The sequence below is a fragment of the Pseudomonadota bacterium genome (assembly GCA_026388275.1).
Lineage (GTDB): Bacteria > Desulfobacterota > Syntrophorhabdia > Syntrophorhabdales > Syntrophorhabdaceae > JAPLKB01.
The window spans coordinates 26,375-49,448 of the sequence record JAPLKB010000003.1; the positions used below are offsets into that span (position 1 = coordinate 26,375).

Annotated in this window: 17 protein-coding genes; 9 read left to right on the forward strand and 8 right to left on the reverse strand. The window is 42.8% G+C overall.

The window, feature by feature from the left end; genetic code table 11:
• Nucleotides 1-660, forward strand: coding sequence for a DUF4013 domain-containing protein (locus tag NT010_00440; GenBank protein MCX5804524.1), 660 nt, complete (start codon nucleotides 1-3; stop codon nucleotides 658-660).
• Nucleotides 661-664: 4 nt separating this feature from the next.
• Nucleotides 665-2,803 carry an AMP-binding protein gene (locus NT010_00445; protein ID MCX5804525.1) on the forward strand — a complete coding sequence of 713 codons (2,139 nt, stop codon included), beginning with the start codon at nucleotides 665-667 and terminating at the stop codon, nucleotides 2,801-2,803.
• Here the strand turns inward: NT010_00445 and NT010_00450 are convergent.
• From NT010_00450 to NT010_00460, 3 genes are all read right to left on the reverse strand, one after another.
• Nucleotides 2,787-3,026 carry a hypothetical protein gene (locus NT010_00450; protein ID MCX5804526.1) on the reverse strand — a complete coding sequence of 80 codons (240 nt, stop codon included), beginning with the start codon at nucleotides 3,024-3,026 and terminating at the stop codon, nucleotides 2,787-2,789. The genes NT010_00445 and NT010_00450 overlap by 17 nt on opposite strands.
• A gap of 73 nt (nucleotides 3,027-3,099) precedes the next feature.
• Nucleotides 3,100-3,711, reverse strand: a complete 612-nt coding sequence (locus NT010_00455) for an RlmE family RNA methyltransferase (GenBank protein MCX5804527.1) — start codon at nucleotides 3,709-3,711, stop codon at nucleotides 3,100-3,102.
• Complete coding sequence (locus NT010_00460) at nucleotides 3,704-4,786, reverse strand: hypothetical protein (protein MCX5804528.1); 1,083 nt, start codon at nucleotides 4,784-4,786, stop codon at nucleotides 3,704-3,706. The genes NT010_00455 and NT010_00460 overlap by 8 nt, the downstream gene beginning before the upstream one ends.
• 246 nt (nucleotides 4,787-5,032) lie before the next feature.
• On the opposite strand from NT010_00460, the gene NT010_00465 reads away from it, so the two are divergent.
• Entirely contained in the window at nucleotides 5,033-5,758 is a 726-nt protein-coding gene (locus NT010_00465; protein MCX5804529.1) for an MBL fold metallo-hydrolase, read from the forward strand.
• Nucleotides 5,759-5,983: 225 nt separating this feature from the next.
• Nucleotides 5,984-6,697, forward strand: a complete 714-nt coding sequence (locus NT010_00470; GenBank protein ID MCX5804530.1) for a hypothetical protein — start codon at nucleotides 5,984-5,986, stop codon at nucleotides 6,695-6,697.
• 344 nt (nucleotides 6,698-7,041) lie between these two features.
• On the opposite strand, the gene NT010_00475 is transcribed toward NT010_00470, so the two are convergent.
• From NT010_00475 to NT010_00490, 4 genes are all read right to left on the reverse strand, one after another.
• A complete protein-coding gene (locus NT010_00475; protein MCX5804531.1) occupies nucleotides 7,042-8,673 on the reverse strand; it encodes a methyl-accepting chemotaxis protein in 1,632 nt (543 codons plus the stop codon).
• Nucleotides 8,674-8,743: 70 nt separating this feature from the next.
• The gene (locus tag NT010_00480) at nucleotides 8,744-9,202 is read right to left on the reverse strand and encodes a cache domain-containing protein (GenBank protein MCX5804532.1); all 459 of its coding nucleotides are present in this window, start codon (nucleotides 9,200-9,202) and stop codon (nucleotides 8,744-8,746) included.
• Between the two features lie 421 nt (nucleotides 9,203-9,623).
• Nucleotides 9,624-10,802 carry an aminotransferase class V-fold PLP-dependent enzyme gene (locus NT010_00485; protein MCX5804533.1) on the reverse strand — a complete coding sequence of 393 codons (1,179 nt, stop codon included), beginning with the start codon at nucleotides 10,800-10,802 and terminating at the stop codon, nucleotides 9,624-9,626.
• 378 nt (nucleotides 10,803-11,180) lie between these two features.
• Complete coding sequence (locus NT010_00490) at nucleotides 11,181-12,695, reverse strand: sigma-70 family RNA polymerase sigma factor (GenBank protein MCX5804534.1); 1,515 nt, start codon at nucleotides 12,693-12,695, stop codon at nucleotides 11,181-11,183.
• A gap of 757 nt (nucleotides 12,696-13,452) precedes the next feature.
• On the opposite strand from NT010_00490, the gene NT010_00495 reads away from it, so the two are divergent.
• Nucleotides 13,453-14,412 (forward strand): hypothetical protein, encoded by a 960-nt coding sequence (locus NT010_00495; GenBank protein MCX5804535.1) that lies wholly within the window; start codon nucleotides 13,453-13,455, stop codon nucleotides 14,410-14,412.
• Nucleotides 14,413-14,444: 32 nt separating this feature from the next.
• Entirely contained in the window at nucleotides 14,445-17,540 is a 3,096-nt protein-coding gene (locus NT010_00500) for a PAS domain S-box protein (GenBank protein ID MCX5804536.1), read from the forward strand.
• 50 nt (nucleotides 17,541-17,590) lie between these two features.
• On the opposite strand, the gene NT010_00505 is transcribed toward NT010_00500, so the two are convergent.
• On the reverse strand, nucleotides 17,591-18,052 hold the full coding sequence (locus NT010_00505) for a MarR family transcriptional regulator (GenBank protein ID MCX5804537.1): 462 nt from the start codon (nucleotides 18,050-18,052) through the stop codon (nucleotides 17,591-17,593).
• A 287-nt stretch (nucleotides 18,053-18,339) separates the two neighbouring features.
• Here NT010_00505 and NT010_00510 point away from each other — a divergent pair, with 287 nt between their 5' ends.
• The 3 genes from NT010_00510 to NT010_00520 are packed head-to-tail and all read left to right on the forward strand — an operon-like array spanning nucleotide 18,340 to nucleotide 22,749.
• Nucleotides 18,340-19,797, forward strand: coding sequence for an FAD-binding oxidoreductase (locus tag NT010_00510; protein ID MCX5804538.1), 1,458 nt, complete (start codon nucleotides 18,340-18,342; stop codon nucleotides 19,795-19,797).
• 10 nt (nucleotides 19,798-19,807) lie between these two features.
• The gene (locus tag NT010_00515) at nucleotides 19,808-21,127 is read left to right on the forward strand and encodes a (Fe-S)-binding protein (GenBank protein MCX5804539.1); all 1,320 of its coding nucleotides are present in this window, start codon (nucleotides 19,808-19,810) and stop codon (nucleotides 21,125-21,127) included.
• 11 nt (nucleotides 21,128-21,138) lie between these two features.
• On the forward strand, nucleotides 21,139-22,749 hold the full coding sequence (locus tag NT010_00520) for an FAD-binding oxidoreductase (GenBank protein ID MCX5804540.1): 1,611 nt from the start codon (nucleotides 21,139-21,141) through the stop codon (nucleotides 22,747-22,749).
• Nucleotides 22,750-23,074: the final 325 nt, after the last annotated feature.

Here is a 23,074-nt window from a genome sequence, read left to right on the forward strand (position 1 = left end):
ATGGAACTTATTCCCTTCATACAATTTACGCTAAATACACAATTCATTACACGGTGGATGTTTGGTGGTATCATCCTCTATATCCCTGCCCTTAATTTTTTCTCACTTGGTTACCTGGCAAAGACTTCGAGGCTTCTTATGATCGGCAGCATCGGGCTTCCTGTATGGGAAAAGAAAAGCGAGATATGGATGGAAGGGGTAAAACTCCTTTTTGTATTTATACTGTATGAGGCCATACCATTTTTTCTTTTCTCTTTCGGGTTCTTTCTTACAACCTTAACCAGCATAACAGCTTTTTTTGGAAACATACTTATCAAGCTATCCTATCTTGCCCTCTTTTTGTGTTCTTTTTTCATTCCCTTTGCCTTTGCTGCATTCTCTGAAAAAAGCGATTTCAGAAAAGCGCTTGAATTCGACAAAATTCTCAATGGAATAAAAGAGGTGTTCATCCCTTACACGGGAGGTTATATAAGCGCTCTCATCATTCTTTATATCTGCAAGACTATCATTCACATTCCATATCTCATCGGGTTCATCCTTTCATCTTGCCTCACTTATTATGCTCTCCTCATTGCAACATACTACTTTACCCGGTTATATGTTAAAACAACTCTTTCCGAAAATAAGATAATCGAGACAGACATCCGGGGTAGCGAGTAGTCAAATGAACATTGTTTTGGAAAAAAGCGCAAGGGCTTTGTTCAGGCTCTATTTTCGGTTTTTCCATAACATTAATATTGAAGGCATTGAAAACATACCGAGAAACCCGGATAAACTGATTATCATTTCAAACCATGCGAGCTTGCTTGACGGACTGATTATCTGGACTTATCTAGATTTAAAATTCAAGATCATTGTTGACAGAATAAGGGCACAGGAAAAACTGCTAAAGCCCTTTATGCAAAATTCATTTACTGTCCAAATAGACTCGATGAACCCATATTCGCTGAAAGGGGTAATAGAAAAGGTCAATCAAGGTACGCCGTTGCTTATTTTTCCTGAAGGACGCATAACAAGAACCGGCGGCATTATGAAAATCTATGAAGGTACAGGTTTTGCTGCTTATAAGACAGGAGCAAAAATACTCCCGATTTGTCTCAAGGGCACCTTTTCAACGATTTTGTCAAAGAAGCAGGGAAGGAAAAGGATTTTCGCACCGATAACGATGAGTATAGGTAAATTGCATGGGCCCATAGATGTTGAAGGTCTGCCGCAGCGGAACCGGAAAAAAGAGGCTGCAGCAATTATCTACATGCTCCTCTGTAATATATCCTACGAGACATACAACAGGTCTTCTACTTTAAGGCATGAATTTATAAGAGTCTGTAAAGAACACAGAAACCGGATACTTTATAAAGATGTAACTAAGGTTGAGGTGAGCTATAAAAGGGCACTGGCAGGTGCTTTTATCCTCGGCAGCCGTTTTTCGCACATTCCGGATAAAAATATAGGAATGCTGCTTCCAAACCTTGCGGCAACTGCTTTGATTTTCATGGGCTTACAGCTTTTCAGAAAGGTCCCCGTATTTCTAAATTACTCAAGCGGACCTGCTTCACTAAAACATGCAATGGAGCTTGGCGACTTGAACATTATTGTGACGTCACGCAAATTTATGGAAACAATAAAACTTGATTACGCTGTTTTTGAAGGGAAAAAACTTATCTTTATAGATGATATAAAACAGGAAATATGTCTTGGAGATAAATTGCTCGGTTTGTGGAGAAGCACTTTTCCAGGATCATTTTCCAGGATTTTACCGGATGAACATAAAGAAACGGCAGTTATCCTCTATACATCAGGCTCTGAAGGTGTGCCCAAAGGGGTTTGCCTGTCCCACGAAAATATTATTTCCAATATTCACCAGGCACTCTCAAGGATAGATTTAAGAGAGAGCGATTATTTTTTGAATGCGCTTCCTATGTTCCATAGCTTCGGACTTACTGTCGGAACTATCCTGCCTATGTTTGCCGGTGCGAAAGTGTTTCTCTATGTGAGCCCTTTGCATTACAGGATAATACCGGAGATTGCCTATGACCAGGGGTGCACGATATTAATGGGTACAAACACATTTTTAAACGGATTCAGTAAAAAAGCTCACCCTTATGATTTCCATACCATGCGTTATTTATTCTGCGGCGCTGAGGCGCTAAGCGATGCAGTCTTTGAGAGGTATGCCAGAATATACGGTATACGTGTAATGTCCGGTTATGGGGTCACAGAATGTTCGCCGGTTGTCAGTATAAATAATGCAATTGAATATGAGCATGGGACTGTAGGGAAGATACTGCCCGGCATAGAACATAAACTTGCGCCTGTTGAAGGCGTGGACAGCAAGAACGGACATGTGGGCAGGCTCTATGTGAGGGGTAAAAATGTAATGAAGGGATATCTTAAGAATGAAAAGGCGAATCTGAAATACCTCATCGAAGATCAGGGCTGGTATGATACAGGTGATATCGTTGAAATAACGGAAACCGGTTTTCTAAAAATAGTGGGGAGATTAAAACGGTTTTCGAAAATAAGCGGCGAGATGATATCTTTAACCGCCATTGAAGAAGCTCTGGTAAGGGACTTCGGAGATCGAAAAGATATAGCTGTCATGGCAGTTGCCGATGAGAGGAAGGGTGAAAAACTCATTCTTATTACCAATAATCAAAAGATAGATTTAAAAATCACAAGGGAAAAACTAAGAACAAGAGGCTTCTCGGATCTTGCCTGTCCTAAAGATATACGGTTTTTAAAGGAAATTCCGAAGCTCGGTACAGGGAAAGTAGATTATATGAAACTTAAAGATATGCTGTGATTTTATCATGCACCCTGGCGCCACATATTTCTCCGGCAGTTGAACAACCGAAAATATGTGCTTCGGGGTATAATTCTTTTATTTCCTGAAATCTTTTAATATCTTCGAGAATTGCCGTTGTTCCGAACACAAAAACCAGTTGTGCATCTCTTTTGAGTCCCCCTGCAGGCACCGGCGACAAACATCCTGCATCCTCCTTCCATACACTTTGTTCGATTTTCATGCTTTCCCCCTTATTAAATTAAAAGATTGCATAATCATTCTCATTATGTTTATCGCATAATAATATTACATACTTAATCCTTTTTACACAGCTGCTTTTTATCAAAACATACAAGGTAGATTTCCGAGCTGGCACTCCTTGAGGCAACAGGCTTGAATACAGTAACCTTCTTAAAAAGTTTTTTCAGATTCAAGCTTATATCGCTGAAAGCATCAGAAAAAAACAATTTCAAAAAAGCGTCTCCACCCCTCTTAAGCCCATTCAGCAGGATATCATAAACAGCATAATATAACTCCTCGATGTTTTTATTGTCTACTTCACGTATACCGGTAATGTTCGGTGCAATGTCACAGGTAATAACATCAAAGTGTTTCAGGGCATGTTTGTCAAGGAGGTCTTTTATATTGATATCTTTAATATCGTATGTAACGGTTATTGTGTTAACAGCATGTAATGGTTTCAGTGGCAGTATATCTATGCCTATTACCACGCCTTCCTGTCCGACAATACCGGAAATAACCTGCATAAAGCTGCCGGGCGCACACCCGATGTCCAGGACTTTATCCCCTTTTTTTATAATATGAAATTTATCAAGTGCCTCTTTCAATTTATAGGCGCTTCGCGCTCTATAGCCGTCTTGTTTTGCCTTTTTAAAAAAGGTATCTTTCGGAATAAATTTACCCATAGGGGCTTTTAATAAGGCCCGACTGTTTTGCTTTCGATTTGTCCAGGGCCTTCGTAATAAAATAAGTTAACGCATTTTGAGGGGCATCCATATCCTGAAGGCATTCGATTAGTCCCTTATAATAGGGAAATTCATTGAGACCATGAAAAATATATGCATAGTCTTCCAGCAGTCTCTTTATGAGGGGGCTCTTCGATTTAAGCTCTTCCAATTCAAGGAGCTTTTCTATGAATGCATGTTTTTTTTCTTCAACCATATAGGGCGGCAGTATAATGGTTGAACCATCTCCGATGCTGTTATATGTCTTTTTATCTTCCTCAAGGTTCTTCCATTCAAGAGAAAAAGGCTCGAACACGGGATGCTGCAATATCCTTTCTACAGGCAGAGACCGTGTCGTTTCCGGAATTATGAGGTCATATATATCCTTTGGTTTCCTTATATTATCTGTTATGTGTGTAATAAACTGGTTCAGTTTGTTTGCCTCTTCTTTATGTTTGCCTGATCGTGCAGCAGCCTCTTCCAGCAAATAGCCTGCGTATATGGGAGATATATCAACCATGGTCATGTTTCCCTTTGAGTCTCCAGGATGTTCCTTCATGATATTCCTGAGTCCGGCTTTACTGACAGGCCCGCTTGTCAGTTTAAAAAGTCCATTGGAAAAATGTATGGCAGCGTTGAAAAATATGAAGTTATTCTTCTTTAACTCATAGGATGCAACTATCAATCTCAAATGCTCAATATCATAGTTGGACAGAAGTGCCCTATGTTCCCTTATTTCTTCAACCCTTTTCAGAACCGGCTCCCCTGTCATCGTCGGCTCTTTTACGTCCATCCCCATTGTTTTCAGAACAAAGAGCAGTTTTCTTATCTGTTTCTGAATGTCCTTATCCGCTTCACCGGCATATAGAGCGTTAAGATAAACACCCGCATTTTCATTCTTTATGTCTTTCAAGGATATCAGGAGCTTTATCTTATCGTCTTTCGATAGCTGTTGGAACGCATTGATGATGTCATCCATACTATCTGATGCTTTTATGTCTTGAATAATTCTTTCAAACAAAGGTTGTTCCATCATTGATAGCCTTTCTCTAGTCTAAGCGGGTAGATTTTTCAAAGTTTGCTGAAAAAATTTGCCGGCTTTGTCTTTGATATCCTCCACCTGCGGCAGGATAGTTCATTTATTACAAGCGGCTCATTATAACACGAAATCCTTTGTAACTCCAAAAGAATAAGTGCTAACAACGGCAAGAAGAATTCCCTTGACCTGTCCATGAGCAACAACGTAAAATAGCACACTGAAAAGCTTAAAATGAGGTGATACATGGCTAATATAATAAACGGAGTTTACTTTATTCAGGGACAGGATGAATTCCTTCCCGATTCTCATGTCTATGTGATAGGTGAGCCGTCATCAAATGACCTTTCAATTATTGATGTAGGACTGACTGGAAAGGGTGCTTATAAGATTCAGTCTATTCAAAAAATGGGGATTGAACTTTCGGCAATCAAGCGCATTATCATGACACATACTCATTTAGACCATATTGGCTGCTTCTCCGAGATCAAAAAAAATATCCCCCATGCCGAGCTCTGGGTGCATAAGTCTGAAGCCGATTTATTGGAAAAAGGCGATGACAGGGGTGTATACGGCATGAATGAGTTTAAGGGGATGTGCCAGATGCAATTCGGTCTGAAACCTGACTCTTTTACCCTGAAAGTTGAACGCAAGCTCGAAGGAGGCGAAATCCTGGAAATAGGCAACATGATCTGGGAAGTAATCCATATACCCGGACATTCGATGGGAGGCATAGCCCTTTATAGTCCTTCTTTGGAAGTGTTGATTCCAGGCGATGTGGTATATGCAGATAATGCTATAGGCCGTTTTGATCTTTTCGGTGCAAATCCTGAAGAATTGAAAAAATCCCTTTATCTGCTTGCTGAACTGAAGGTTGATATACTTCTTCCCGGTCATAATGATATTGTAAAAAAACTTCCTGAAGGATATATCAAAAGAGTGGCAAAGACGTGGGAGCCGTACCTAATGTAGTTGAGAAAGCCAAGAACTACGCTTTGAAAGCAAGTATACTTATGGGTTCTGAGAATATTCAAAGGTAGAAAATTTAAAAATGTAACCATATCTTGCCATTATATTACAATAATTGTCGTACTTAACTTACATACATTGTATAACATATCCTACAGACAATAAATTTATATTGTAATACAATGTCAAATAATTCTGATAAAGCCATACTGTCTGTGGAGGAAACCTATGAAACTTATTTTTACGGTCTTTTTCGCGCTGTGTATGTTAACATCACCCTGTTATGCAGGCATGATCCACTATTATTCATTTACAACAGACGCTTCTGACCAGGTCGGCGGCGCAAACGGGACACTCACAAACGGCGCATCCGTTGCTTACGGCGTATTGCACCTTGACGGGAGCAACGACTATGTACAGTACAGCCAAAGGCTAGTCCCGACATCGGGCAGTTACACCGTAGCGCTCTTCGCCGCTGAAAGCCTTCCGAAAACCGATTACGCTGAGATGATCTCACAGGGTTATTCCGGAGGTCCAGGATTCTACATTGGACACGATCCGTGGGGAGGGGTTCGCGTCGGCGACAACTCGTGGCCCACCGGTGTGGCATTCCCATCCGATGGTCTTATGCATCATTACGCATTTACTGTGGATGCTGTTGCCGGAAAATCAAAATTGTTTATTGATGGAAAATGGGCCGCAACTTATGATGGAGCCATCACCTCAACAACTGGCGGAGATTATACCCGCTTAGGAAGTCAATTTTCGTATTACGGGGAGTTTTTCGGCGGGACAATAGACGAAGTCCGGATCTATGACAACGCTCTCTCTGCATCTGAAGTAAAAAGTCTCTATAACCCTGTTCCCATTCCTTCAGCATTGCTTCTTTTTGCTCCCGGTCTTGCCAGTCTTGCAGTAATAAGGAGAAGATTCAGGAAGTAATCATAAACGATCAATTATCAAGGCAGGATCATGTTACCCTGCCTTTTTTATTGGTCGGTTGGCCATCCTTTCTATTCATTATTGGCTCCTTGTTAATTGCACCTGCATATCAAGTATATGGCCTTTTGACTGTAATCGTGGATTACGGGGGGAAATGTTGACTTTATTTACCAACATCAAACGTGCAAGAAACAAGACCTGCGATCCGTCTACCCTCTCCGGTTATTGTCGCCCAGTGGGCATATTTTGCATCTGACGTGATAGTTATCCTGGTCGTTAAATGGAAGCAATCTGTACGGGCCCGATAATCTGTACGGGCCCGATGAACATCCCTCCAGCTATGTTTATATTTTAAACTGTCCTACCATACCCTGCAGTGTCTTTGAAAGACCGGCAAGTTGCGCCGAGGCCTGAGAGTTTTCCTGGATACGGTGTGCGGTCTCCTGAACCACTGTTGAAATCTGCTGTATGCTCGATGCTATTTCATTCGTTGATGCCGTTTCCTGTTCGGATGCCACGGCGATCTGATTTATTTCGGAGGACACTGTATTAATCTGGTGGAGGATATCTTTCAGTGCATCTCCTGATTTTGCTGCTTCGACTGTTCCCAGTCCTACGTCAGTCACTCCTTCTTCCATAGAACGAACTGCCTTCTTCGTCTCGGACTGCATGGCGTGGATGGTTTCCCTGATTTCGTTTGTGGCTTTGCTTGTCCTTTCGGCAAGTTTTTTCACCTCGTCGGCTACTACAGCAAAGCCTCTGCCGTGTTCGCCAGCCCGGGCAGCTTCAATAGCAGCATTAAGAGCAAGGAGGTTTGTCTGGTCTGCCACGTCATTTATAAGACCGACAATATCACCTATCTGATCGGAACGCACGCCAAGACCCTTAATCACTTCCGCTGAATCCCGAACCCGGTCATTGATGCGGTTCATGACCTGGATTGTTTCCTGTATGATCGTCGCGCCATCAGTAGCGGAAGTATTTGCCTTTTCAGAGCTTTTGGCTGCTATAACACAATTCTGGGCTATCTCTGAAGAGGTTTTAGACATCTCCTCGCTTGCCGCGGCGACCGAATTGGCCTGCATTGCCGCTTCCTCAACACCGGTTGCCATTTGTTCCGTGGCACTGTCAAGCATACCGGCCGCGGAAGAGACTTCGTTGCTGCTTTCGGCAACCTGCACAATGGCGTCATGGAGTTTCTCAACAAAGGCATTGAAATGTGTGGCCATCTCACCTATTTCGTCCCGGGTATTGACGTCAATCCTTTGGGTCAGGTCACCCTGGGCAACGCTTTCAATGACATCTACCGTCTTATGTATCGGAGAAAGTATAATAGCTTTCATAACCATATTAATCGCGTATGAGAAAACTAATGCTGCCAGTAAAACAATAGCCGCAAAAATAAGGACAAAATGAAAGGTCTTCCCTGCGGAAATGTACAGATCATTACTCAGTTTATTTTCATATTCGACAAGTTTATCCAGATCCTTGCTTAAGACCTGGAAGGTGTCATCGGCCTGATTCATCAATATTGTAGCTGTAACCACGTCCATCGTCATGGCCTTTTGGAGAATGTCCTGATATTTAGCCACATCTTCCGAGGTTTTTTTAAAAACATCTTTTTCTGTTTTTGTAAGATTCACTTTCTTTAAAACTTCTCCTATGATGTCTTTTATCTTTTTTACCTTATCAAACTGTTCATTCCGGAAGCCTTCGACCCTTTGCTGATCATAGCCGGAGGTTATCCATCCCATCAATTTATAGATATTGGCATGGACATCCCTGAGATCGGCTATAATACCCGCGCTAATCTTGTAATGATTGAACCTGTTGTTATAGATATCATCGAGAACAGATTTTTGCTTAAAGAAACCGAACGTGGAGACAATGCCAAAAATTACCAGGAATGCAACCGCCGTCCCGGGTGAGACCAAGAGTTTCGTAGTCATCTTCAGATTACCAAGCCATTGCTTCATCACTTAACCCTCCCGAAAGGATAGATATCTGAAGATCCTTGATCTTCAGATATCTTCTCACATACTTCTATTACTGGAAGATACCACAGATAGTAAAAGCGTCAACACCTTCTATCTTCTGGATCCATGATTTTTTAGGTTGTACCTTCTTAGCTGCAGGGTTCATCCAGTTATAGGTTACCCAGCCGCTCCCTTTCTTTGCTGTACTGATCATCTCTTGGACAAAAAACTTTCCCGTGTTGGGGTCTTTCTGGTCGAGAAGGCTCGTGCCGGTAAGTGCCGGTGATCCGCCGTGGGCAATAACTTTACCATTATAGTCAATCATAACAATATAAATATCGCCCTTTCTGAACTGGCCGTTCTGGTTATTAAATTCGGCAGCCGCCTTTTCCATTCCGTTCGCTTTGGCATATCCCGCGGCCTTCACTGCCATTGATTTCGCTTCATCAAGTGTCGCGGCATTTACATTGTATACAACACCACAAATAACCATCGCCAACATTACCAAGCCGCATAAGATTTTTTTCATTACAAACCTCCTAATTTTTTTGATTGTTTTTTAGTTAAACATATATATTATTTCATATCGGCGTAAAGTCTCTTTACTTAAGATATTTTTTGCGATAAAGTGCCGTGCAAGTCATAGTAGCATCTTTATTCCATACTAACACCTCCATATATAACGAGGATGAGCTTAAGGAAAAATCCTAATCTAAGGTCATTCATTGCCGTTTTAAAGCTACTTTGATGGTTAAAAGCTGTCTGTGTTTGTTTCGGAAGTTGTTTGTACCTCAGGCAAAAACCGCAAAGCATGGATTTCATGAAGAAGCGTTATATCTAAGACTAAAAAACACGCAGTATCGATCACAAGAAACAAGACTTTCAAAAGCATTCAGGAAACGAATAAACTTTAAAAAACCATTTGCAGTATAGGAAAATGCAAATTGGTATCATACCTCTTTTGCAAGACGGGCAATAGCTTCAATTGCAATATCTACGTCCTCTTCGGTATTGAATATTCCCAGCGAAAAGCGCAAGGTTCCTGTTGGAAACCTGCCGATTGTACGATGTGCTGCAGGCGAACAATGTAATCCTACACGGCACAGAATGCCATATTCCTCATCAAGGCGCAGCCCTGCTTCTGACAGTTCAAGCCCGGCAATATTAAGAGAGATAATCGGTGCCTGCAAACTTGCATCACAGCTCCCGTATATAGTGATACCCGGTATAGTTGTCAGACCATCGATCATTTTTTGGGTCAGCAGCATTTCATGTGCCCGGATTGCATCTACGGTGTGCTCCATGATCCACCTTACACCGGCATTCAGCCCTGCCAACCCTACCATATTCGGCGTTCCGCTTTCATAGATATCGGGCAGAAAATCAGGTTGTTCTTCATGCTCCGAGTAGCTGCCTGTTCCTCCTCTCTTAAGAGGCTTCATACGCGCTGTATCAACGCGTTCCCCGACGATCAGGCCGCCGGTGCCCATAGGCCCAAGCAAAGACTTATGACCCGTAAAAGCAAGCAGGTCTATGGAGAATGACTGCACATCAATCGGATATGCACCTCCTGTCTGGGCAGCATCGACCAGAAACAACAAACCATGCTTTCTTGCAATATGGCCGACTTCACTGACTGGCAGCAAGGTGCCCACTACATTTGATGCATGGTTTAAGGCAATTAATGTCGTATTGGGGCGTATTGCCCTCTCGATATCTGCGGGGTCAAGAAGACCTTCTTTCGAGCACTGCACTACGGTTATTTCCACGCCTTCCTTTTCCATTGCCCGCAATGGGCGCATCATTGAATTGTGTTCCAGGCTACTGGTGATTACGTGATCCCCTGAAGATAAAAGCCCCCGGATGGCAAGGTTGAGCGCCTCTGTTACGTTGAGCCCGAAAACAACACGTAGAGGATCGGGTGTGCCGAACAGTTCTGCAATTGCTTCACGTGCAGTATAGACAATGCGCCCGGATTCAATGGACAAACGGTGTGCTGACCGTCCGGGATTGGCGCCTACTTCATTTATAAAGTTGACAATGGAATCAGCCACGCATGGCGGTTTTGGCCATGACGTAGCAGCATTGTCCATATACACAATCTTTTGATGAGCTCTCTTGTCTTTCATATTCATCCGATTCATCACCTGCTTAATGTCAGTATAAATTCAACATTTATTTCTTAACGATAGCCTTATAAATAAAAAAAACCGCTACCGGCACTTGCCAGTTGCGGCCAAGGGAGCACATAATAAATAAAATCAAAGCAAGATATTACTCCCGGCAATTTCTGACAAATACAGGTTTGCATATGAACGCCAACTGGCGTTCAAGGGCATATATCAATTAACAAGGGTATATATCATCACGTAAACCTTCATAATATAGTTTCTATTAAACTGACATAAAAAATAGCACAAATAAAATAAAAAAGGAAGGGGGTTTAAAAGCAGACACAGAATCAAATGCCTTTCAAGGGGTTGTATATACCTTATGCTAAAAGCTGTTTATTCCTGGAAGCTTTCCAGTCTCTTTCGCCTTGACGGGTGCTGCAACTTCCTCAGCGCCTTAGCCTCAATCTGGCGGATACGTTCACGGGTAAGCCCAAAGGCATCACCAACTTCTTCCAGAGTAGAATCGGCCCTCATGCCGATGCCGAGCCTCATCCTGATCACCTTTTCTTCTCTTGGGGTAAGGGTTGACAAAACTTTGTCTATCTCTTCCCTAAGAGATATTCCCACAAGCTCCATAAATGGTGAAGAGGCTTTTGGATCTGCAAGGAAATCACCGAGTTTGGATTCATCATCTCCGATAGGGGTTTCAATTGATACGGTCCCATTTGAGATCTTCATAATTTTTCTGACTTTCTCCAGGGGAAGGTCTGCTTTTGATGAAATTTCTTCAAGATTAGGTTTTCTCCCTAATTCCTGGAAGAGGGATACGGTAACCTTGCTGATCTTATTAGTAGTTTCAAGTATATGAACCGGCACCCTGATAGTCCGTGCATAATCTGCAATTGCCCTTGTTATGGCCTGTCTTATCCACCAGGTTGAGTATGTAGAAAATTTGTAGCCTTTCTGATAATCATATTTTTCCGCAGCTTTCATAAGGCCCATATTCCCTTCCTGAATAAGGTCGAGAAAGGAAAGACCCCTGTTCATGTATTTCCTGGCAATGTTAACGACAAGTCTCAAGTTTGCCTGAACGAGCCTGTTCTTTACGGCTTTCAGTTTGTTGTCAATTTCGCTCAGTTCCGTCAACTTCTTTCTTACGATGCCTGCCTCGTTATCGTCCATAAACTTCATCTGCCGCGTAACCTTTCTAATGATTTCCACAATGACTTTCTTGTTGAGTTTCAGGTTAAGCAGAACATTTTCTAATTTTTCCTCGATCTTATGGATATCTTTGAGAAGCTCCTTCCTGCTTATTCCATGGGCGCCAGACAGTTTACTTATAATTTCTTCTTTTTTCTTGTGAAGACTTTTTATATTTTTAATGGAGGATATGGTTTTCTTTCTGTGATGCTCCTCATCTTTTTGCGTATAGTTCATTTCATCAATATCGTTGATCACATCCAATATGTTTAAGGACTCTTCTTTTAGTTTCAGACCGATTTCGTGAAGCTCATTCACTGCCCGGGGCAATTCAAATAAAATATTCTTTGCCTTCCTTTCAATTTCCTCTATTTTTATTGCTATCCGGTTTTCTTCATCAGGTGTGAGGAGTGAAACATGCCCGATATCCTTTAAATAGGCCCATATTATGTTATCGGTTTTTTCTGAAGGTAACCTTTCTGTTTCTCGCCAATCCGGACTTTCCTCTTCATGCGTTTCAACCTTTTCTTTCATCGTTTCGACTATGTCGATATCGGATTCTGAAAGAAAGTCTAATACATCTTCAATGTCTTCGGGAGAAAAGGTGTTATGAGGGAGGAAATCATTGATTTCCTCGATTGTGAGATAGCCCTTCTCGATTCCTGCATCTATCATCTGTTTTACTTCAGGGAAATTATTTATTGTCATTATCAACTCCAAAAATAAAAATGCCCTTCTACTGGAAAAGGGCATTCCAATTTGTGTATATCTTCATTGTCATTCATATTTTACAACAACTGTTGCCTTGCGTCAAGACTGTTTAGCGTTCTGAATCCACCACTTATTTTTTTAGCTTCCACTTGACAGCTTATTTAATATTATATCACATATGCGGAATTTCTGCAAAAGCTAATATCGAAATATTGACATTTATCGGAGGCTAATGGGAAAATATTGTTTGTTGTTGGAATAAAATAGATGCCAAAACACTTGGCAGGTCAATAATACATGAAGACATAGAGGCTGTCAGACGTTCCAGCCAGGGTGCCATAACTGTTGAGGATTTTAAGCTTCGAACGGGAAATAATGGCTGTATGGAGATTGAGTGGATGAGATTTTCAATCCGGCTTGAAGGAGGATATTAAACCCGTTTTTCAGAAAAACATTTTTATAAACTCTGATTTATCAGAAAGGAGCTGCCATCAAACCAAAAAAAGTATACTGCATAAACTGTGATAACAGGCATGGCTGTAAATCAAAAGACCCACCATGCATTGTTGAAATGACGGAGAAAAATATTACAGATATGACAGGAAAACAATATTTGATCGAGCAGAATAAAGTGGACAAATGTAAAGATTGCTCATTTTTTCGGTCATGCTGGAATATAGAAGACTATAACCGCATTGATTTGCGCCGGGCGCCTGTATATAATAGTAAAACCATTCAAGGGGATAGTTAAGCTATGATAGAAAATGCCTACGTATGTTATGCAGATGTGCTGGGTTTTACATCCCGTTTCATTTCCGGAGATCTTTCAGGCAAATATGATAAATTAATAAATAAAGTTAACGATATCGAAGACCCAGGAATAATAATCTTTCTTATGTCCGACAGTATAATAATAATATCGTTGGAATTTGAAAAGTTCCGGGATACCGTAAAAGAGTTCTACACATGGGGAATACTCAATGATTTCTGGCTCAGAGGCGCCATCACAAAGGGAGATGTCACAAGGTACCATGAACGGGCCATGACCGAACAAAACCGGTTTATTCTTCCTTTCCTCGGCGATGGATATCTGAGGGCATATGCGATTGAAACAACAATGAACATATCCGGCATTGCAATTGATCAAAAATTCTTTGATTCGGACGATGCGAACCCGGGATTCAAAAAGGGTGTTGATTATATCGAACACGAAGAATACCTGCCAAAAGCAGGTTATGAAGGGAAAAAGAAGCTCCTGCTGCCCAAAGAACATTCCCTGCGCCAGGTTGTAGAAACTATGTACTTTGAAGAAATGCTCGGATCCCATGTTGAAGATGTGGATAAATACATCAACACCTTCTGTTTTTACATACGGCACCTTTTGGAACACGTCAGTACCGTAAGCCTCATAGCCTTTGTAGAAAATATTATAAAGGAGTTTGAACTGCAGGGCAGGCGTATACTGATCCCGACCAAAATCGTGACTATTTTTATCGCAATGGTTGAGGGCTTGCTCAACCGCTTTCGGTCGCCTGATAATTTGTATTATTCCAACCCTGACCAGCTTGGGATGCTTGTCGGCAAGATCATATCAGCCCTTAAAGAACAGGGATATATTTCTGCTTTTGTTGATAGCATACTTGATTTTGATAAAAGAAGGCGTACCTCTATCTACAAAGAAATCAACAGTCTAAGCTCGCATATACACGCTTGATATAACGCCGGTAGGAACAGGAGAGCGAATTAATGACAAATAATATAACTCAGCATGAGGCCGAACATTCCCTGAAGGATTTACATGTATTGATCATTGAAGACTCCGAGATAGATGCAGAATTGATGGTGTTTGAGCTTCAACGCTTCGGCTATACCGTTACATGGCAACGGGTTGACAACGCTGAATCGCTCCGAGAGGCTCTGGCAGAAAAAACTTGGGAAATAATCCTTTCAGACTATGCAATACCTCAATTTAGCGGATTGGAGGCTTTAGAGATTGTTAAGGCCAATACCCGTGATCTGCCTTTTATCCTGATCTCCGGCACTATCGGAGAGGAGATTGCTGTGGAGGCTATGCGCTCCGGGGCAGATGACTACTTGATCAAAGACCGTCTGGTTCGACTTGGAATGGCGGTTGAGCGGGGACTTCGGGAGGCAAAGGAGCGAAAAAAACTCAGACAGGCAGAGGAGAACCTTCGAAAGAGCGTCGCTTATTACCGTTCTATCTTTAATAATTCACTCAATGGCATTGCTATCACCGGTCTCGACCTCAAGTTTTTCCAGGTAAACCCGGCCTTTTGCCGGTTGTTGGAGTATACAGAGGATGAACTGATCGGCAAGTTATGCGCCGCTGATATAACACATCCTGAAGATATCGATGTGAGCAAGACACTGATCATGCAGCTTATACGTCGTGAAATAGACCATTTTGTTCAAGAAAAAAGATACATTACAAAATCAGGAAAAGTAATAGAAGCAATTTCTTTTGTGAATGTAATATATGATGAAGCCAGTCGTTATATGGCAAGCGTCATTTCAATACTGGATATGACAGAACATAAGCGGGCAGAAGAACAACTGCGGCTTGCCGAATTCTCAATCGAGCATTCAGGCCTGGCCACGATCTGGTTTGACCGGAACGCACATGTGGTGCGTGTCAACAAAGCAACATGTGAGTCCCTTGGCTATGACCGCGAAAAACTTATGCAAATGACATTACATGATTTTGATCCAAAATTCCAGTCCGCAGAAACATGGGAAAAAAGCTGGGAAGAGTTAAAAGGACATCGTCGTTACGGAGCGATCGAATCGCAACATCGACGCAAGGACGGCACAATTTTTCCGGTAGAGGTTTTGAGCAGTTTCTGTGACTTTGCCGGTAAGGAGTATATTTTTTCCTTTATTCGCGATGTTACAGAGCAAAAACGGATAGAAGGAGCGCTGCAACGAAAATCCGAAGAGCAAACTTTGTTGCTGGAATCCATACCTACACAACTATGGTATCTTACCGATATCGAAACCTATGGCGCCGTAAACAAGGCCCATGCAGATTTCCTGGGATTGTCCAAGGATACCATGGAAGGCAAAAAGTTAAATGAGTTTTTGTTGTCCCATGTTGCTCAAAAATTTATGGAGGGTAACAGAATTGTATTCGAGACCAAAAAGCCGATATATACTGAGGAATGGGTATTAAACAACAGGGGTGAGGAACGCATTCTTGCCATTACCAGAACTCCAAAGCTGGATGAGAAGGGTGAAGTTGAGTATGTAGTATGCACGGCAAACGATATAACCGAATACAAAAAAGCTGAGGAGGGGGTTCGAAAGAGCGAGGAGCAGTTCCGGGCCCTTACTGAAAATTCATATGATACAATTATGCGCTTTGACCGTGAATTACGACACGTATATGTCAGCCCTATTGTTGAAAAGAATACGGGTATCCCGCGCACTGTATTTATAGGCAAGACACTCCATGAATTAGGTTTCCCCGAGGAACTTATCACAGGATGGGAGGAAACTCTTAAAAAAGTTTTTGAGACAGGTGCAGTGCAACGTATGGAATTCCAATTACCTCTTGGTGCCTGGATTGACTGGCTCTGTATTCCGGAATTTGACAGTGACGGACATGTCCAGGCTGTGATTACGTCAGCACGTGACATTACTGAACGTAAACAGGCTGAAGAAGAAAAGGAACGCTTACAAGCACAGTTTCTCCATGCCCAGAAAATGGAAGCTGTGGGAAGATTGGCCGGCGGCGTAGCCCATGATTTCAATAATATGCTGAGTGTTATCATCGGGTATGGTGAACTGGCAAAAAAAGAACTCAGTCCTGTAGATCCGCTTTATCTCAAAGTGGAACAAATGCTGAAGGCAGCAAGCAAATCGGCAGACCTTACCAGGCAGTTGCTGGCTTTTTCTCGGCAGCAGATCATTGAACTCAAGGTATTGGATTTAAACAAGATCATAGCCGACAGCGAAAAGATGCTTCGTCGTCTTCTCGGAGAAGACATTGATCTCACGTTTGTTCCGCAAACAGATCTCTGGCCGGTAAAAATGGACCTTTCCCAAATCGATCAGGTACTTGTAAATCTTGCAGTCAACGCACGCGATGCTATACCTGACACGGGAAGACTTATTATTGAAACATGCAATACTGTCCTTGATGAAATATATTGCATAAGGCATATAGGAGCTTTACCAGGCGATTATATTGTCCTTACAGTAAGCGACACCGGGTCAGGAATGGACAATAAAACACTGGAGCGCTTATTTGAACCATTCTTCACTACCAAAGGAGAGGACAAAGGCACAGGGCTTGGTCTTTCTACAATTTTCGGGATTGTTAAACAAAACAACGGATTTATTGATGTTTCCAGCGAACCCGGGATAGGTACGACATTCAAGATATACTTTCCACGCTATCAAGGCGAGGTTGTTCAAGAAAAAGAAAGGGAAACGCCGCTTGCCTTGAGAGGAAGCGAAACAATCCTGGTGGTAGAAGATGAGGAACAGATCCTGGCAATATGCAGAGACCTTCTCAATACATACGGATACCGTGTGCTGGCTGCAAGGCAGGCAGGAGAAGCTATCATGCTTTGCGAAAAATACCAAGGGGACATACACCTTCTTATCACTGACGTAGTCATGCCTATAATGAACGGCAAGGAATTAAAAGAGCGGATCGAAAAAATGAAGCCAGGCATTCTAGTCCTGTATATGTCCGGTTATACTTCAGACATAATAGCTCACCGGGGTATTTTGACCGAGGGTTTGAACTTCATTCAAAAACCATTTACAATAAATAACTTCCTTATAAAGGTAAAAGAGACACTGGAACACAGATAGTCATTAATGAAAATTCACAATCAGTGCTGAATAATTAATTCTGTTTGGCATTATGATATCTGCCTGCTGTTTTTAATTAGACGTTTGACTTTATCAAGGAGCTCTTGCTTTTCCTCATCAGCGAAATCCTTCAACATTGCATGCATGTACTCGTCTCTTTCATTTTCTATGCTTATAAGCGTTGTCTTTCCTTTTGAAGTAATTTCAAGTATGGTTACCCGATCATCGGTAGGGTCTGATTTTCTTACGATAAAACCATTTTTCTCCAGCCTCTTTGCAATTCCGGTCATGTTGGCGCCAGGGACAAGCATAATACGACTTACTTCAGTTATCCTGCATTGGCCGTTGCCAGAAGCATCCAGCACTCTCAGTACATTATACTGCGGAAAGGAAAGGTTGTGCTTCCTGAAAATGGATGACACCACTCGTTTAAATGTTTCCGCTGCTCTTACAAAAGACATCAACACATTCTCATCAGCACTCAGGTTGCTTCGGTAGTTGTTTGTTCCCATATTTCCACCTTAAATAAAACCTTTATATTAATTTATGCAGTAGCAAAATTTATTATACCAACTTGTGGAACAATATTCCAGATAATAGACAATTAATTGATAATAAATGTATTGACTAAATATTCGCAGTGTGTTATCAAGGATAAATGGACAGCATGTGGGTATTCAAATCAATTCCCCGTCAAACTAATAAGATTTCAGAAAAGAATTTCAGGGGCGGCAAATTTTGGTAGAAGAATTACGGCAATAAAAAATAAGCAGAAAAAAGTCAAGAACAAGGAGGTACAATGCAAACCAAGAATGAACTTGCAAAAATTGTTGGCAAGGATTACGTGAGTGACAGCAAAACAGACTGCTCAAAGTATTCACAGGATCAGAGCCTTCTTCCTCCTGGAATGCCCGAAGTCGTGGCATGGCCGGGAAGCTCGGAAGAAGTAGGGAAAGTTGTTGCATGGTGCAATGAAAACAATATCCCTGTGGTTCCTGTAAGCTCAAAGGTACACTTTCACGGATGCACAATACCCAAACAGGGCGGTGTCGTAGTCGATCTATCAAGGATGAACAAGATTCTGGAAATAGATACAGATAACCGCTTGGTAAGATTTGAAGCAGGTGTAACATGGGAACAACTTGTGACAGAACTGGCAAAGAAAGGTTTAAGGCCGATTATGCCGCTGCTTCCACCGGGAAACCGCTCTCCCCTCACTGATACACTTGAGCGGGAAGTTCCGACAAATGTAGTTTATGATTACGGCGAACCAATGCAATCCATTGAAGTTGTCTGGCCGAATGGCGACTTATTCAGATGCGGTTCCGCAAGTGTTAATGGTTTTCCTGAATCCAAATCAAGAGGAGCAAACCCGTCAGGACCCGGTCTTGATTTTTACCGGTTTTTCCAGGCTGCACAGGGCACAATGGGCATCGTTACATGGGCAAGCTTAAAGGCTGAGTCAATTCCCAGGATAGACAAAATCTATTTTGCCCCTGTTAATGACTTGTCTTATGCAATGGAGTTTCTCTACCGGATCCTGCCTCGCAGAATAGGCCAGGAATGCCTCCTTCTCAATAATGTGGATCTTGCTGCAATAGCTGCAGGCAAAGGACTTGGAGACTTTGAAAGCCTCTGTGCCAAGTTACCCCCCTGGACATTGATACTGGTTATAAGCGGCTTAATGAGAAGACCGGAAGAAAAGATAGCCTATGAGGAAAATTTTCTTTCACAGGTTTTGAAAAATGAATTTCCGAAAATGGGTCTGGTAGACAACCTCCCCGGTTTCCCCGGCCTTGGAAAACAGCTTCTCCCTATGTTGAGAAAACCGTGGCCCGCAGACGTTCCTTATTGGAAAAACACCGTCAGAGGCGGGTGCCAGAACCTCTTCTTTATTACCAAACCGAATCAGGTTCCGATGTACATGGATATTATGGAAACAGTAGCTGCCGGATATGGCTATCCTGTAGCTGATATCGGAAGCTATATACAGCCTATAGAGCATAACCGTGCATGCCAGGTCGAATTCAGCTTCTTCTATGACCCTGAAGACGAAAACGAAAAAGCTTTCGTAGCTGATCTTTATATTGACGCTGCAAACGCCCTGTTGAATGAAGGGGCTTTCTTTCCAAGGCCATATGGAGCTCTTGCCTCAATAGTGTATGAGCGCGCTGCCAGCTATACCATGACACTGAAGCGGTTAAAAGGGGTATTTGACCCGAACAATATTATGAACCCCGGCAATTTGTGCTTCTAAGGAGGATAAGATGCGAAAAGATGAAATGTATGATACACCAAAAACTAAAGTAGCTTTAGATGTAAACGATTTAAACAATTTTGTCTATGACATGGACCATTGCATTAAGTGCAAGGGATGTTATTGGGTTGAACATACCTATATGCCGGGTGTAAATTTTTCCACAAGGTGCCCGAGCAATCTCTGGAACGATTTCGATTCCTATGGTGCCTTCGGGAAGATGAGAATAGGCCTGGCTGTTAACGAAGGAAAGCTGAAATGGACCGACAAGCTCCTTGAAATCATTTACGCCGACCCGCTGTGCGGCGCCTGTGATGTGGGATGCAAGCGTAATCTTGACCTTGAAGTAGAACTGACACTCGAAGCTTTAAGGGTTAAAGCCGTAAAGGATGGAGCAGGCCCTATGCCGGCCCATAAGAAGATTGCAAAAAATATTGCCTCAAAACATAATCAGTTCGGTTCAATAGCTGAAAATAGAAATAAATGGATCGCAAAAGACATTAAAGTTGCTGAGAAGGCAGATATGTTGTACTTTGCAGGCTGCTCCGCCTCTTATGCAAATCAGAATATTGCAAAGGCAACAGCAAAGATATTGAATGCTTCAGGCAGCAAGTTCATGCTTATGAAGGATGAATGGTGCTGCGGAAATACCCTCTATTCAGTCGGCATGATTGACGATGCAAGAGAGCTTGCGAAACGCAACATAGATGCGGTAAAGGCATCAGGCGCAAAGACTTTGGTAACAAGCTGCGCCGAATGTTATCGCATGTGGAAGGTCGATTATCCAAAGATGTTGAATATTGCTACATCAGACCTTGGCTTCAAGGTGGTACATTTGATTGAGGTTGCCGATGAGGCAATTAAAAACGGCAGACTCAAATTGACGAAGCCTGTTGATGTTCGTTTTACCTACCACGATGCATGCGGTGTAAGCCGGCTTTCAGACCCCTGGACACCATGGAGCGGAGAGCGCGGATGGATGGGTATGGTAAGCCCCGCACTTAAAAGAAGACGCGGGGCAACAGGATTATACACCCAGTCAAGAAACATATTAAATGCCATCCCCGGTGCCAAGTTTGTTGAAATGCCGAGAATAAGAGAAAACGCATTTTGCTGCAGTGCCGGCAGAGGTACAAAAGAGGCATTTCCGGACCTTGCAAAGTTTGCGGCAAATCACAGGCTTGATGAAGTAAAATCAGTGAGCGCTGAAGTTCTCGTATCTGCTTGCCCCTGGTGTAAAAGCAATTTCAGTGAGGCAGCTGAAGAAAACGGGGACAATGTGAAGGTGATGGATATTACTGAAATTATCCTTGCTGCAGCGGAAATATAAGGAGGCAGACTATGAGTATACAAAAACAAGCATATAAAGCAATAGAAGTGGTGGCAGGTTCCAAGTATACCTCTGATGACCCGGCAGTATGCGAAGGGTATCGGTCAGGGCCTGGAGGATACGAAAGCGGCCTTGGATACGAAAAGGTGATGACCACAATTCCCGGTGCCGTTGTTATGCCGAGAACTACCGAAGAAGTTTCAAAGATCGTAAAGATATGCAACCGTTACAAAGTTGCTTATGTACCATACAGCACAGGTTTTTACGGACCTCGTTCCCACTGCCATGTGGAAAATGAGCTGCTTATCGATTTAAAAAGGATGAATGATTTTGAGATAGATGAAAAGCATTTTTTTATTACCGTAGGCTCCGGCGTGATCTATTCCCCGATTCAGCAGGAAGCATTGAACAAAGGCGCATATGTTGTTATCGGCGGCGGCGGAGCACAGGCCTCAGCTATAGCGAACCTGATCGGCGACGGCTGGTCCCCGTTAAGCCACAGAATAGGTCTTCCACACAGGCGTATCCTCGGGACAGAGCTTGTACTTCCTGACGGCGAAATAGTCAAAATGGGTTCTCTTGCAGAAGGAAATGATCCCTTCTGGGGCGATGGACCCGGACCTGACCTGCGGGGACTCTTAAGGGGCTTCACCGGACTTCGCGGCTGCCTCGGCATTGTAACAAAAATGGCAATAAAAACACTTCCTTTCCAGCCGGAACCGCTTGTGCCTACAGGCATTGCACCGAATACCGCCCTTGCACTGCCGCCAAAGCGCGTCAAATGGGTGAACTTTCAGATGCCCAACAAGGCAGCCCAGGTAAAAGCCATGTTTGAAATCGGCAAGGCTGAGATTGCCGGTGCTGTAACAAAAGTCCCGCTCTTCTGGCGTGCTATTGCCAAGGCCGAATGCAAAGAGGAATTCTGGGAAATCTGGGGTAAGGAAACAGAAGAAACAATCAAGAATTTCTTTATCGTCCGTGTACTTCTTGTTGGTTTTACCTCCGAAGAGCAGATGCAGTACGATGAAAATGTGTTAAACGATATTATGGCAGAACTGGGCGGTATTCCTCGTCCCACAAAACCCTCCGATGAATCGTGGATCAAAAACGCCGATTCGGCAGGTATGTGGCTCATGTGCGGCTCTTATGTGTCTGTTGATTATATCATCGAAACACTTTCACAGGCAACACAACATGGAGAGAACTACGCAGACCTCAAGAGAAAATATACGCCGCCCCTTATGCCTGATAACGGCGATCCTGGATGGTTCCAGAGTTTTGAGCTTGGGCATCAGGGTTACTCTGAATTCCTTGTTTACTGGGATCAGGATGAGGACACAACAGGTGTTGACCACTTCTATCTTGAAACTGCAAAGATGAACATAAGAGAAAGATTCTATACATCCCTGCTGGGACCTCACCAGCCTTTGTACCTGACAGGACCTAAATACGGCCCTAACTACCATGAATGGCTCCTGAAAGTAAAAGATGCCTTTGACCCGCTGTGGGTCTGCCACCCACCGGTGCCGCTTGCACATGATGATTTTGTAAATCGTGCAAAGTGGATGCATCCGCTGAAAGATTGGGAAAGCCCGAAAAAGCTGCCAATGCCTAAGTGGTAGTCAACCTCCTTTAATAAAAAAACGCCTTTCCCTGCCCCGGGAAAGGCGTTTTTTTATATGTATGCAAGCGCTCTTGCACATCAACCGTGACCTGTTGACTGATTCCAATTCTAAATCAAGGATGAAATCGAGGCGGCAAGGAAGAGGCGACGTAGGCGTACTATAATAGTACGTCGGAGGAGCAGATGACGAAGCCAACGATGATAGCGCCTTCCCCAGAAAATAAATCTCCCTATACATGTTTGTTTGACTTTGTTTCTTTTTCTCACATGTGGATTAGCCGGTCCGGGTTATAATAATTTCCCCTGCGTGCTCTTTGGCAACA